Source organism: uncultured Sphingomonas sp. (assembly GCF_964237335.1).
Taxonomy (GTDB): domain Bacteria; phylum Pseudomonadota; class Alphaproteobacteria; order Sphingomonadales; family Sphingomonadaceae; genus Sphingomonas.
The window spans coordinates 37,769-52,258 of the sequence record NZ_CAXSHM010000006.1; the positions used below are offsets into that span (position 1 = coordinate 37,769).

Consider the following 14,490-nt stretch of genomic DNA (forward strand, 5'->3'; position numbering starts at 1 on the left):
GGGTCAGGCCGCGCGGTCGCGGCGCCAGATCCGGTCGCGACGACGCAGATAGGGCGCGACGAGGTTGCGCGCGCGGAACCATTCCTGTCGCTCGGGCGACAGCGTCTCGAACGCGCCGATCGTGCCCCGGCAGTCGGACGCGCCGCACGCGCAGACCATCTGCCAGCTGCGATCGGTCAATGTCGTGGAATAGTCCCAGGCGATCTCCTCGCCCACCGCGATGTCGCGGATCGCGATCAGGAAGACGCCGGCCTCGCCGAACCGGAGACCCGCATTGGGCGCGCAGCTGTGATTGATGAGGTCGTCGATCGCGCCGGATGGACCCATATACTGGTCGGCGCTCACCTGCACGAACCGGTCGCGGCGGCCGACCAGGCGGGTGGGCACGCGGCTCGCGGCCACCCGCGGGCCCGAGAAGCGGGTAAGCACCTCGCCTTCACGAAAAGCGCGGGCTGCGTGAACCGCCTTGCCGAGATGTGTCTCGCCGATCCGGAACAGCTCCGCGCCCCCCAGGCCGCGGACGATCCTCGGCCGCGCCCGCGTCCAGCCGAACGGGCGTCCGACCGGCCGCAGCACGATCAGCCATACGGCGGCGTGACAGGCGAGCTCGACCGCTAGATAGCCGTAAACGCCCGCCGCCTGCGCCAGGCCCGTGCCGCCGCTCGGCGCGCGAAGGGCGACGGCCAGCGTCGCGGCGTCCCCGATCGTCCACCAGCTCCAGGCGGACGACCGCTCATGGTCGGGATCGGCCACCGCGCCCCGCCAGGTCGGCCAGAAGCTGACCGGTACCGCGAAGATGACCAGCATGTGCGCCCAGTAGGCCTGATCGAAGGCGAGCCACAGCATGATCGCGCCGAGGCACGACAGGACGCACGCGAGATCACCCGCCGACAGGGCGGACCAGCGCGCCCGCACCCAGATCGCCGCGGTGACGAGGACACAGGCCAGCGCGCCGGCGACGAACAGCCAGCGCTGCGGTGCGACCGGATTGACCGCGGCATAGGTGGCAGCTTCCACGGCGGTGGTGGCGCTCCAGATGAGCCACGAGGCGCGGCTCGGGACCACCGAACCGGTCTGTAACGCCCGCGCGTAGACGAGGTAGCCGCCAAGCCCGGCGATGAGTGCACCCAGGAACCAGGGATCGACGGTCATCACTCCCCGCCTCGACGTGGTTAACCGGTGTTAGCCCGTCGTGGCCGGCTCGTCCATCGCCGGTGCGTGGTGCCTAATTACTGCTTTGAGTCTCCCGGGACAGGGTCTTGCGTGGGAGAAGGAGCCGGAACGACCGACGGCGCCGCCGCCGGAACGGCGCCCAGGTTCGCCGCGCGCGTCGCCTCTGTCTCCGGGTCGATGGCCGCTGCCCTCGCGGTGGACTTGGCCGCATCGAGATTGGACGCGTAGTCGATCGGCAGCCCCGGCGCACTCGCATCGTCTATGATCGCGACGTGGGCGCCCATCGAGGTGATCGCATAGAGCTGGCGCGCAAAGGCGAGCGGGACGCGCACACAGCCGTGGGATGCGGGATGACCCGGATCGCGGCCGCCGTGGATCGCGATCCCGTCCCACGTCAGCCGCTCCATGTAGGGCATCGGCGCGTCGCTGTATTTGTTCGAACGGTGGTCCACGTCCTTCTGCAGGATCGTGAACTCGCCGGTCGGGGTCTCATGCCCGGGCGAGCCCGTCGAAACGGCCGATACCGCGATCAGCGCGTCGCCGCGATATACGAACAGCTGCTGCAGCGGGAGGCTGACGACGATGGTGACCGGCTTGCCGCGCGTGGGACTGACGCCCCAGGCGAACTGGCCGGCGCCCAAAGCGGCCGCTGTCGTGGTCAGCGGCTGTGCCACCGCGGCGTACGCCGGCATGGCGACCATCGCGAGGGCACCAAGGCCCGTGGTTCGGACGAACGATCGCATCATTGTGGCTCCCCTGCCTGTGCCGCTCAACGCGCAGCAGTGTTGTTGGTGCCGGACAGCCGCGCCACCAACGTCGGACCGCAAGAATGCCGACCGCGTCAACGGGTAGGCGACGGATCAAACCTCGATTGTGGCGGATCAACATTAACCGGTTTTCATGAACATGGTCCTACACGGGAGCCTTCCCGGTCATTCTCGGTTGAGTCCGCCGTCCCGGGATGAGCCACGCCTTGCCTCTTGCAGGAGCTGGCCGTGGGTGCTGTTCCGGCAATGGTGAGGGCGATGCACCGCCAGGGGCAGGAGAGCGGGCGATGGTGGACAGGCGAGGGCAGCCGCTGGCGCGCGAAGCGATGGCCTATGTGCTGGCGGGCGGACGCGGCAGCCGGCTGATGGAACTGACCGACATGCGCGCCAAGCCGGCCGTGTATTTCGGCGGCAAGTCGCGCATCATCGATTTCGCGCTGTCCAACGCGATCAACTCGGGCATCCGCCGGATCGGCGTCGCGACCCAGTACAAGGCGCACTCGCTGATCCGCCACCTGCAGCGCGGCTGGAACTTCCTGCGGCCCGAGCGCAACGAGAGTTTCGACATCCTGCCCGCCTCGCAGCGCGTGTCGGAGACCGAATGGTATGCGGGCACCGCCGATGCCGTGTTCCAGAACATCGACATCATCGAAAGCTACGCGCCCGAATATATGGTCATCCTTGCGGGCGACCACATCTACAAGATGGATTACGAGCTGATCCTGCGCCAGCATTGCGAGACGGACGCGGACGTCACGGTCGCCTGCCTGGAGGTTCCGCGGGGCGAGGCGAGCGGCTTCGGCGTCATGGCGACGGACGAGAACGGCCGGATCACCGCCTTCGTCGAGAAGCCGGCCGCCCCGCCGGCCATGCCCGGCAATCCCGACGTGTCGCTCGCCTCGATGGGCATCTACGTCTTCAAGACGCGACTGCTGATCGACGAGTTGCGCCGCGACGCCGGCGAGCCGGGGTCGAGCCGCGACTTCGGGCACGACATCATCCCGCACCTCGTCACCCACGGCAAGGCGGTGGCCCATCGCTTCTCCGAATCCTGCGTCCGGTCGGCGGGCGAGAGCAACGCCTATTGGCGCGACGTCGGCACCGTCGACGCCTATTGGGCGGCGAACATCGACCTGACCGACGTCGTACCCCAGCTCGACCTGTACGAGCGCAACTGGCCCTTGTGGACCTATTCGGAGATCACGCCGCCCGCCAAGTTCGTCCACGATGTCGACGGACGACGCGGCTCGGCTGTGTCCAGCCTCGTGTCCGGCGACTGCATCGTGTCGGGCGCGAGCATCCATCGCAGCCTGCTGTTCACCGGCGTCCGCGCCAACAGCTTCGCGAGTCTGGACGAGGCGGTGATACTGCCCAGCTGCATCATCGGACGTGGTGCCCGGCTCACCAAGGTGGTGGTCGATCGCGGTGTCGTGATCCCGAACGGACTGGTGGTGGGCGATGATCCGGAGCTGGACGCGATCCGTTTTCGGCGTACCGAGAGCGGCATATGCCTCGTCACCCAGGACATGATCGACCGACTATGACGCCGGCCGTTCCGCTGTCCATCCTGTCGGTCGCATCCGAGGCATTTCCGCTGGTCAAGACAGGTGGGCTTGCAGACGTGGTCGGTGCGCTGCCGGCCGCCGTCGAGCCGCACGGCATCGCGATGACGGTCATGCTGCCCGGCTATCCGGCGGTGCTCGGGCGGATCGGGCCGGTGCGGACCGTCCATCGCTGGCCCGACCTACTCGGCGCGGAGGCGCGGCTGCTCGCGACGCAGGTCGACGGGTTCGCGCTGCTCGTGCTCGACGTGCCCGAGCTGTTCGGCCGCCCCGGCACGCCCTATGCCGATGCCGATGGCGCGGAGTGGAGCGACAACGGCCTGCGCTTCGCCGCGCTGGGGCTGGCGGCGGCGCAGGTCGCCATGGGGAGCGTTCCCGGCCTGTCGTTCGATGTGCTGCACGCTCACGATTGGCAGGCGGCGATGGCGGCCGCCTATCTGCGCTACCTTGCGCCGGACCGGCGGGTGGGCAGCATCGTCACGATCCACAACATTGCCTTCCAGGGCCGGTTCGACGCTGACTTGTTCGGCTCCCTTGGCCTGCCCGCGGAGGCATGGTCGATCGACGGCGTGGAATATTACGGCGGCGTCGGCTTCCTGAAAGCGGGGTTGCTGGCCGCCGATGCGATCACGACCGTCAGCCCAAGCTACGCCGACGAGATCCGCACGCCCGCCTTCGGCATGGGACTGGAGGGGTTGATCGGCGGGCGGCGCGACCGGCTGTCCGGCATCGTCAACGGTATCGACCCCGTGGTGTGGAGCCCGGTCAGCGATCCCGACCTGCCGCAGCGGTATTCGGCCGATACGCTCGATCTGCGCGCAGCCAACAAGCGCGCGCTGGAGGAGGAGTTCGGGCTTGAGCGTGGCGACGGCCCGATCTTCATCGTCGTCAGCCGCCTCGCCTGGCAGAAGGGGATGGACCTGCTGATCGACTGCCTGGACCAGATCGTCGCCTTGGGTGGCCGTCTCGCGATCCTCGGGTCGGGCGACGCCGATCTGGAGCGCGGCTTCATCGACGCCGCCGATCGTCATCCCGGCCGGATCACCGTCCGCATCGGCTATGACGAGCCGCGCTCGCACCTGATGCAGGGCGGGGGGGACGCAATCTTGGTACCGTCACGGTTCGAGCCATGCGGACTGACGCAGCTCTATGGCCTCGCCTATGGCTGTGTGCCGGTGGTGGCGCGCACCGGCGGGCTCGCCGATACGATCATCGACGCCAACGAAGCGGCACTGGCCGCCGGCGTGGCGACGGGGCTCCATTATGATCCCGCCGCGGTTGACGGCCTCGACCGCGCGATCCGACGCGCGATCGACCTGTTCGCGCAACCCGACGTCTGGCGGACGATGCAGCGCGCGGGCATGGGAGCCGACTTCACCTGGGCCGAGAGCGGGCGGCGCTATGCGCGCCTGTATCGCGATCTGGTCCGCCACCGCGTGAGCGAGGGAACAGCATGATCCGTACCGTTCCGACGACGCCCTTCGACGACCAAACCCCCGGCACGTCGGGGCTGCGCAAGAAGGTCGGTGTGTTCCAGCGCCCGAACTATGCGGAGAACTTCGTCCAATCGGTGTTCGACGTCGCCGAGCGGCCGGCCGATCCGGTGCTGGTGATCGGCGGCGACGGCCGCTTCCACAACGACGTAGTGATTCAGTCGGCGATCCGCATCGCCGCCGCCAACGGCTATGCGCGCGCGATCGTCGGGCAGGGCGGCATCCTCTCCACGCCGGCGGCCAGCCATCTGATCCGCCTGCACGGCGCGAGCGGCGGACTGATCCTGTCCGCCAGCCACAACCCGGGCGGGCCCGACGGCGACTTCGGCATCAAGTACAACATCGCCAACGGCGGCCCCGCGCCCGAGCATGTGACCGAGGCGATCGCCGCGCGCACCCGCGTCATCGATCGATGGCTGACGGTCGACACGCCGGACGTCGACCTGTCGCGGCTCGGCGAGGTGCAGGTCGGCGGGCTGGTGGTGGAGATCGTCGATCCGGTCGCAGACTATGCCGCGTTGATGGAGACGCTGTTCGACTTCGCCGCGATCCGTACGGCGGTGGCGGGTGGCCTCACCATGGCGTTCGACGCGATGAGCGCGGTCACCGGCCCCTATGCGACCGAGATACTGGAGCGGCGGCTGGGCTTCGCGGCCGGCACGGTGCGCAACGGCACGCCGCTCCCTGATTTCGGCGGCCACCATCCCGATCCCAACCTCGTCCACGCGCATGATCTGTACCAGACGATGATGGCGCCCGACGCGCCGGACTTCGGCGCCGCTTCGGACGGGGATGGCGACCGCAACCTCATCATCGGCCGGAACCGCTTCATCACGCCGTCGGACAGTTTGGCGATGCTCGCGGCCAGCGCGCATTGCGCGCCCGGCTATGCCGGCGGCCTCAAGGGCATCGCGCGGTCGATGCCGACCAGTGCAGCCGCGGACCGCGTCGCCGCCGCGCTCGGCGTCGGGTCGTACGAGACGCCGACCGGGTGGAAGTTCTTCGGCAATCTGCTGGATGCGGGCAGGGCGACGATCTGCGGCGAGGAGAGCGCCGGCACCGGCTCGGACCATGTGCGCGAGAAGGACGGGCTGTGGGCCGTGCTGCTGTGGCTCAACATCCTCGTCGCGCGCGGGCTGTCGGTGGACGAACTGGCGCGGGATCATTGGGCGCGGTTCGGGCGCAATTACTACGCGCGGCACGATTACGAGGGCGTCGAGAGCGAACGCGCCGACGCGCTGATGGCCGCGCTACGCAATCGGTTGCCGGGGCTGCTCGGCAGCATGGTGGCCGGGCTGACGATCGCCGCGGCGGACGATTTCGCCTATCACGACCCCGTCGATGGCTCGACCAGCCGCAAGCAGGGCGTCCGCGTGCTGTTCGCCGACGGATCGCGGGTCGTCCTGCGCCTGTCAGGCACGGGCACGTCGGGTGCGACCTTGCGCGTGTACCTCGAGCGGTACGAGCCCGCCGCCGGAGAGCTCGACGCAGAGGTCGCGACCATGCTGGCGTCGGTGATCGCCGCGGCCGAGGAGATCGCCGGCATCGCCCATCATACCGGGCGAGCCGAGCCTGACGTTATTACCTGATGCCACCTCTCGCCCCGGGGGAGCGGCTGACGATCCCGCTCGTTACAGGCGATCGACACGGCAGGACCATCCGATGAGCCAAGAACGAGACGATCTGATCCGTGAGCGGGCGCATGCGATCTGGCAGGCGGAAGGCTGTCCCGACGGCCGGCAGGACCAGCATTGGCAGCAGGCCGCCGCCGAACTGTCGCAGGCGCAGGCCGAGGCGGCACAGGGCGACGAGACCGTGCTCGCCAGCGAGGACATCGTCACATCGGGCCAGCCGAGCGCCGTAGCCAAGCCGGCATCGGCGAAGACAAAGGCGTCGTCGACGCGGGCACCCCGCAAGGTCGCTGATCCTGCACCGGCGACCGCGAAAGGGCGACGCAGGAAGGGCGCCTGATCGGAACGGCGCGTCGGGATGGCTGGGTGCCGTTCATGGCTGCCGGCGGAACGTTGACAGTCAGGGCGGGTTCTCCCGTGACCTGACCCAAGCCGTCGGAGCCTTCGTGCCGTCCTCCCGTCCTGCCCCGCCGACCAAGGGTTCTTCACTGCCGACCGATCCGAGCCGCGAGGCGGCCTCGCGCGCCGCCGCGGCACCTCGACTCGTCGTCGAGGAGGTGCATCCCAGGATCGAGGGCGGCGACTTTCCGGTCAAGCGGACGGTCGGCGACGCGGTCGATGTGACCGCTCTCGTCTTCGCCGATGGTCACGAGCAGCTTGCGGCGGATCTCCTCTGGCGCGGGCCGGGGGAGGAGGGCTGGAACCGGGTGCCGATGGCCTCGCTCCCCAACGACCGCTGGACGGCGACCTTCACCCCCGATGTGCTCGGCCGCCACGAGTTCAAGATCGAGGCGTGGTTGGACCGTTTCGGCGGCCTCCAGCGCGATCTCGGCAAGAAGGTCGCCGCCGGCGTCGCCCTGCCGGTTGACGTGGCCGAAGCGTCGCTGCTCGTGCGCGCCGCCGCCGAGCATAGCGCCGACGCCGCGTTGGTCGAGGCGAGCGCCCGCTTGTCCGAGCTTGGCGACGATGAGGACGCCGCGAGCTTGTTGTTGTCGGTGGACCTAGCCCTCGCGATGCGCGCCGCCGAGGAACGCCATCATCCCGCGACCAGCGAGCGCCAGTTGCTCGATGCCGAACGGATCGCGGCGTCTTACTCGAGCTGGTACGAGCTGTTCCCTCGCTCGGTGACGGACACGCCCGGTCGTCACGGGACCTTCGCCGACGTGATCGCGGAGCTGCCGCGCGTCGCCGCCATGGGATTCGACACGCTTTATTTTCCGCCGATCCACCCGATCGGCAGCAGCAATCGCAAGGGGCCGAACAACACGTTGACGCACGCCGCCCACGACGTCGGTAGCCCCTATGCCATCGGCGCGGCGGAGGGCGGGCACGACGCGATCCACCCGGCGCTCGGCACCTTCGCGGACTTCGACCGGCTGGTGGCGGCCGCTGCCGGGCACGGCCTGGAGATCGCGCTCGACTTCGCGGTCCAGGCATCCCCCGACCATCCCTGGCTGACCGAGCATCGCGGCTGGTTCGCGTGGCGGCCCGACGGGTCGATGAAATACGCGGAGAACCCGCCCAAGAAGTATCAGGACATCGTCAACCTCGACTTCTACGGGCCGGACGCGGTCCCGGGGCTGTGGCTGGGCCTACGCGATGTGATCGAGCTGTGGATCGACCATGGCGTCAAGACGTTCCGGGTCGACAATCCCCACACCAAGCCACTGCCGTTCTGGGAGTGGATGATCGCCGACATCCGCGCGCGCCACCCCGAGGTGATCTTCCTGGCGGAGGCGTTCACGCGGCCGACGATGATGTACCGGCTGGCGAAGATCGGCTTCTCGCAAAGCTACACCTATTTCACCTGGCGCGACCGCAAGCAGGAGCTGATCGACTATATCGTCGAGCTGACGACGACGGCGCCGCGCGAGTTCTACCGCCCGCATTTCTTCGTCAACACGCCCGACATAAACCCGATCTTCCTCCAGTCGTCGGGCCGCCCCGGCTTCCGCATCCGCGCCGTGCTGGCGGCGACGCTGTCGGGGCTGTTCGGCGTCTATTCCGGTTTCGAGCTTTGCGAGGCGGCGGCGCTGCCCGGCAAGGAGGAGTATCTCGACTCCGAGAAGTACGAGATCCGCGTGCGCGACTGGGACGCGCCGGGCAACATCGTCGCCGACATCACGCTCCTCAATCGGCTGCGGCGCGAGAACGATGGGTTGCAGACGCACCTCAACACGCGCTTCTACGAAGCCGACGACGAGAACATCATCTATTACGCCAAGCCCGGTGCCGACCCGGACGACCTGATCCTCGTGATGGTCAACCTCGACCCGCATGCCGCCCATCGCTGCCGCTTTGAGGTGCCGCTTTGGGAGCTGGGCATCGGCGACGACGGCAGCGTCGATGTGGAGGATCTCGCCGAGGGATATCGCTTCCGCTGGCAAGGCAAGTACCAGACGATCACCATCGACCCCGCCCAACCTTATCGCATCTGGAGACTCCGTCCGTGAGCCAAGTCACACACGCGGCGGCGATCGACCCGGACCCGCTATGGTACAAGGACGCGGTCATCTACCAGGTCCACGTCAAGTCGTTCTCGGACTCGAACGGCGACGGGATCGGCGACTTCGCCGGGTTGATGAGCAAGCTCGACTATATCGCCGACCTCGGCGTCACTGCGATCTGGCTGCTGCCCTTCTACCCCTCACCGCGACGCGACGACGGATATGATATCGCCGAATATGAGGACGTCAGCGCCGACTACGGCACGATGGACGACGCGCGCGCCTTCATCGACGCGGCGCATGCGCGCGGCATCCGCGTAATCACCGAGCTCGTCATCAACCACACGTCGGACCAGCATCCCTGGTTCCAGGCCGCGCGCCGGGCGCCCCGCGGCAGCCCGGAGCGGGACTTCTACGTGTGGTCCGATGATCCCGAGCTTTACTCGGGCACGCGGATCATCTTCCTCGACACCGAGAAGTCGAACTGGACGTGGGACGAGGTCGCGGGCCAGTATTTCTGGCACCGTTTCTATTCGCACCAGCCCGACCTCAACTTCGACAATCCCGCGGTGCTCGCCGAGGTGCTGCGGGTCATGCACTTCTGGCTCGACCTCGGCATCGACGGGCTCCGGCTCGACGCGATCCCCTATCTGATCGAGCGTGACGGCACGTCGAACGAGAACCTGCCCGAGACGCATCAGGTGCTCAAGAAGATCAGGGCCGATCTCGACGCGCATTATCCGGACCGGATGCTGCTCGCGGAGGCCAACATGTGGCCCGAGGACACGCAGCAATATTTCGGCGACGTGAGCGCGGACGGCCACAGCGACGAGTGCCAGATGGCGTTCCACTTCCCGCTGATGCCGCGGATGTACATGGCGGTGGCGCAAGAGGACCGCTTCCCGATCACCGACATCATGCGCCAGACGCCGGAGATCCCGCCCGACTGCCAATGGGCGATCTTCCTGCGCAACCACGACGAGCTGACGCTGGAGATGGTGACGGACGCCGAGCGCGATTACCTCTGGAACACCTATGCCGCCGACAAGCGCGCGCGGATCAACCTCGGCATCCGCCGCCGCCTCGCGCCGCTGATGGAGCGGGACCGGCGCCGCATCGAGCTGATGAACGCGCTGCTGCTGTCGATGCCCGGAACGCCGGTGTTGTACTATGGCGACGAGATCGGGATGGGCGACAACGTCTACCTCGGCGACCGCGACGGCGTACGAACGCCGATGCAATGGTCGTCCGACCGCAACGGCGGGTTCAGCCGCGCCGACCCGCAACGGCTGACGCTGCCGCCGATCCAGGACGCGCTCTACGGCTATCAGGCGATCAACGTCGAGGCGCAGGAGGGCGATCAGCAGTCACTGCTCAACTGGCTGAAGCGGATGCTGGCCGTGCGCCGCGAGCATCAGGCGTTCGGGCGCGGCACGCAGCGGTTCCTGCGCCCGGCGAACCGCCGCATCCTGGCGTATCTGCGCGAGCTGGGCGACCCCGAGAAGGACGGGGACGTCATCCTGTGCGTCGCCAATCTCGGTCGCACCGCGCAGGCGGTGGAGCTGGACCTCGCGGCGTACGAAGGTCTGGTGCCGGTCGAGCTGCTGGGCGGCGCCGCCTTCCCGGCGATCGACACGACGCCCTATTCGCTGACGTTGCCGCCGTACGGTTTCCTGTGGTTCCGCCTTTCGGCGGCGACCGACGCGCCCGGCTGGGCGAGCACGGCGACGCCGGCCGAGATCGAGCGGTTCACCTTCGTGCTGCGCCCGTCGCTGTCGGACGTCACGATCGGCAGCAACCGCGGCGTGATGGAGCATGACATCCTGCCGGCCTACGTGCCGCTGCGGCGCTGGTTCGGCGGCAAGGACGAGGCGATCGAGCAGGTGAAGCTCGCCCGCACCATCACGCTGCCCGGTGTTGAGGACCTGCTGCTGGGCGAGCTGGAGGTCACGACCGGTGCCGGCTGCGCGACCTATTCGCTGCCGATCGGCATCGCATGGGAAGGCGATGCTCAAGGTCCGTTCGCAGCCGGGCTCGCGCTCGCGCGGGTGCGGCGCGGTCGCCGCGTCGGCCTACTCACCGACGGCTTCGCGCTCCCGAGCTTCGCGCAGGGCGTCCTGTCGGCGATGAAGGACGGCCTGACGCTGCCCGACGGCACGGGCGAGCTGCGGTTCGAGGCGTTCGACGGCTTCGACGTGCCGGTGGATGCGGAGCCGACATGGCTGGCGGCCGAACAGTCGAACAGCACGGTGTCGCTCGGCGAGGTCGCCGTACTGAAACTGCTGCGCCGGATGGCGCCGGGCCTCCATCCGGACCTCGAGATGATCCGCCACCTGACTCAGGCGGGCTACACGCAGGTGCCGCCGATGCTGGGCACGGTGACGCGGGTCGAGAACGGCAGGATGAGCCTCGTCATGCTGGTCCAGCGCTTCGCCTACAACCAGGGCGACGGCTGGGCGTGGACGCTGGCGGCGCTGGAGCGGCTGGCGACCGACGATCATTTCACCTTCTCCAACTACGCCAATTTCGCGCGCACGCTCGGCATCCGGCTGGCGGAGATGCATGCGGTGCTGGCACGGCCGAGCGACGACGCGGCCTTCGCACCCGAGCCGCTCGACCTGGCTGGCGCCGTCGCGCTGGGCGAGCGGGTAGTGACGCAGTTGAACCGGGCGCTGGCGCTGATGCCGGCGGGTGCCGTCAGCGGGACCGCCCTCGAAACCGTGGACAAAGTTCGCACGCGGATCGTAGCGGTCGCCCGCGCCGCGGAGGGCCAGCTCCGGACTCGCATCCACGGCGATCTTCACCTCGGCCAGCTGCTGGTGGCCGGCAACGACGTGATGTTCATCGATTTCGAGGGCGAGCCGGTGAAGTCGATCGACGAGCGTCGCGCCAAGGACATCGCGCTGCGCGACGTCGCCGGCATCCTGCGCTCGTTCGACTATGCCGAGGCGGTGGCGGCGCGGACACGGCCCGCGGGCGCGGAGACGCAGGAGGTGCGCGCGGGCGAGCGGTCGGCGCGGTTCCGCGAGCGGGCGGCGGCGGCGTTCATGGCTGGCTATCTCGGCGAGGAGGAGCCCGCGGAGGGCGTTGGCGTGCGCCGCGATCCGCTGCTGGCGTTGTTCCTGCTCGAGAAGGCCGCCTACGAGGTGGCGTATGAGGCCGCGAACCGGCCCGACTGGATCGCCGTCCCGATCGCCGGGCTGATCCGCATCGCCGAGCGGCTGATGGCGGAGGATGGTTCGTGACCGATCTTGTCGAGGCGGCAGCGCTGCTTGAGCGGGGCGCACTCAACGATCCGTTCGCCATCCTCGGTCCGCACGACGATGGTGGGCAGATGGTGGTGCGGACGTTCCAGCCGGGCGCGGAGGCGGTGACGGTGGTCAGTGAGGACGGAGGCGACCTTGGCGAACTGGATCACGTCGCCGGTGGCCTGTTCGCCGGCCCTATCGCGACCGACGGCGCCTATCGATTGCGCATCCGATGGCCCGGCGGCGTGGTGCAGGAGACCGAGGACGCCTACAGCTTCGGCGCTGTCCTAGGCGACCTCGACATCCATCTGTTCAACGAAGGACGACACTGGGACCTGCCACGTGTGTTCGGCGCGCAGCCGCGCGCGATGGACGGCGTCGACGGCGTCGCCTTCTCCGTCTGGGCACCCAATGCGCGGCGCGTGTCGGTGGTCGGGGACTTCAACGGCTGGGACGGGCGGCGCCTGCCGATGCGGCTGCGGCATGGTGCCGGTTTGTGGGAACTGTTCGTGCCGCGGATCGGCGCGGGCACGGTGTACAAGTTCGAGGTCGCGGGTGCGGACGGCAGCGTCGTCCAGAAAGCCGACCCGATCGCGCGCCAGGCGGAACAGCCACCACGCACGGGCTCGATCGTCGCGGCGGCCCCCGGATTCGACTGGAACGATGCCGACTGGATGGCGTCGCGGGCGGCCCGGCAACGGCCCGATGCGGCGATCTCCGTCTACGAGATCCACGCGGGCTCGTGGCGGCGGCCCGACGGCGGTGGAACGCTGGATTGGGCAGGACTCGCGGCGCGGCTGATCCCGTATCTCACCGACATGGGCTTCACTCATGTCGAGCTGATGCCGATCATGGAGCATCCGTTCGGCGGCTCCTGGGGCTATCAGCCGCTCGGCCAGTTCGCGCCATCGTCGCGCTACGGCAGCCCGGCGGACTTCGCCGGCTTCGTCGATGCGTGCCACCGCGCCGGGATCGGCGTGATCCTCGACTGGGTGCCCGCGCATTTCCCGACCGACGCGCATGGCCTGGCGCGGTTCGACGGGACGCCGCTCTACGAACATGGCGATCCGCGCGAAGGGTTCCATCAGGACTGGAACACGCTGATCTACAATCTGGGGCGGCGCGAGGTGTCGGGCTTTATGCTCGCCAGCGCATTGTGGTGGCTGGAGGCGTTCCACATCGACGGGCTTCGCGTCGATGCCGTCGCCTCGATGCTGTACCGCGACTACAGCCGCAAAGCCGGCGAATGGGTGCCCAACATCGATGGCGGGCGCGAGAACCTCGAGAATGTCGCGTTCCTCAGGCAGTTGAACGTTGTCGTCGCCGAGCGCTGCCCCGGCGCGATCACGGTGGCGGAGGAGTCCACCTCCTGGCCCGGCGTCTCGGCGTCGGTCGGCGAGGGCGGGCTCGGCTTTTCGTACAAGTGGAACATGGGGTGGATGCACGATTCGCTCCAATATTTCGAGCGCGAGCCGGCGCATCGCGGCTGGCATCATGACGAGCTGAGCTTCAGCCTGATCTATGCCTTTTCCGAGCGGTTCGTGCTGCCGATCAGCCATGACGAGGTCGTCCACGGCAAGGGCTCGCTGCTCGACAAGATGCCGGGCGACCGCTGGCGCAAGTTCGCCACCCTGCGGGCGTACCTCGCGTTCATGTGGACGCATCCCGGCAAGAAGCTGTTGTTCATGGGCTGCGAGATCGCCCAGCCCGCCGAATGGAACCATGACGGCGAGTTGGCCTGGGGTGTCCTGGACCAGCCCGAGCATGCCGGCGTCCAGTCGCTCGTCCGTACGCTCAACGGCCTCTACCGAACCGAGCCCGCGCTTCATGCCCTCGACGCCGACCCGGCCGGTTTCCGCTGGATCATCGGCGACGACCACGCGAACAGCGTCTTCGTCTGGTCCCGCCACGGAAACGACGGCGCCGCGCCGCTGGTGATCGCACTCAACATGACGGCTGAGCCCCGGCGCGACTATCGCGTCGGCCTGCCCGCCGCGGGTCGGTGGAGCGTGGCGCTCAACAGCGATGCGGCCGACTTCGGCGGGTCGGGCGCAGGTGACATGGACGACATCATCGCGGAACCAACGCCGTCGCACGGGCTTCCTTCCGGTGCCGCGCTGTCCCTGCCGCCGCTCGGCTGCCTCGTCCTTCGCCATCAGGAAAGCTGAC

At 68.5% G+C, this 14,490-nt stretch carries 9 protein-coding genes; 7 read left to right on the plus strand and 2 right to left on the minus strand.

Going from position 1 to position 14,490, the window contains the following annotated elements; translation table 11 throughout:
- Positions 1-3: 3 nt before the first annotated feature.
- Both ACFE65_RS05030 and ACFE65_RS05035 read right to left on the minus strand, forming a co-directional pair.
- The gene (locus ACFE65_RS05030) at positions 4-1,152 is read right to left on the minus strand and encodes an SET domain-containing protein (RefSeq protein ID WP_375381251.1); all 1,149 of its coding nucleotides are present in this window, start codon (positions 1,150-1,152) and stop codon (positions 4-6) included.
- Between the two features lie 77 nt (positions 1,153-1,229).
- Entirely contained in the window at positions 1,230-1,919 is a 690-nt protein-coding gene (locus tag ACFE65_RS05035) for a L,D-transpeptidase family protein (protein ID WP_375381252.1), read from the minus strand.
- A 311-nt stretch (positions 1,920-2,230) separates the two neighbouring features.
- On the opposite strand from ACFE65_RS05035, the gene glgC reads away from it, so the two are divergent.
- From glgC to glgB, 7 genes are all read left to right on the plus strand, one after another.
- Complete coding sequence (gene glgC / locus ACFE65_RS05040) at positions 2,231-3,484, plus strand: glucose-1-phosphate adenylyltransferase (protein ID WP_375381309.1); 1,254 nt, start codon at positions 2,231-2,233, stop codon at positions 3,482-3,484.
- The gene (gene glgA / locus ACFE65_RS05045) at positions 3,481-4,959 is read left to right on the plus strand and encodes a glycogen synthase GlgA (protein WP_375381253.1); all 1,479 of its coding nucleotides are present in this window, start codon (positions 3,481-3,483) and stop codon (positions 4,957-4,959) included. The genes glgC and glgA overlap by 4 nt, the downstream gene beginning before the upstream one ends.
- On the plus strand, positions 4,956-6,584 hold the full coding sequence (locus tag ACFE65_RS05050; RefSeq protein WP_375381254.1) for an alpha-D-glucose phosphate-specific phosphoglucomutase: 1,629 nt from the start codon (positions 4,956-4,958) through the stop codon (positions 6,582-6,584). Before glgA ends, ACFE65_RS05050 begins: the two co-directional genes overlap by 4 nt.
- Positions 6,585-6,657: 73 nt before the next feature.
- Positions 6,658-6,966: a DUF2934 domain-containing protein gene (locus tag ACFE65_RS05055; RefSeq protein WP_375381255.1), complete on the plus strand. Its 309-nt coding sequence runs from the start codon at positions 6,658-6,660 to the stop codon at positions 6,964-6,966.
- A 106-nt stretch (positions 6,967-7,072) separates the two neighbouring features.
- Positions 7,073-9,079, plus strand: coding sequence for an alpha-1,4-glucan--maltose-1-phosphate maltosyltransferase (locus ACFE65_RS05060; protein ID WP_375381256.1), 2,007 nt, complete (start codon positions 7,073-7,075; stop codon positions 9,077-9,079).
- Positions 9,076-12,318, plus strand: a complete 3,243-nt coding sequence (gene treS / locus ACFE65_RS05065; RefSeq protein WP_375381257.1) for a maltose alpha-D-glucosyltransferase — start codon at positions 9,076-9,078, stop codon at positions 12,316-12,318. The genes ACFE65_RS05060 and treS overlap by 4 nt, the downstream gene beginning before the upstream one ends.
- Positions 12,315-14,489 carry a 1,4-alpha-glucan branching protein GlgB gene (gene glgB, locus ACFE65_RS05070; protein WP_375381258.1) on the plus strand — a complete coding sequence of 725 codons (2,175 nt, stop codon included), beginning with the start codon at positions 12,315-12,317 and terminating at the stop codon, positions 14,487-14,489. The genes treS and glgB overlap by 4 nt, the downstream gene beginning before the upstream one ends.
- Position 14,490 lies beyond the last annotated feature (1 nt).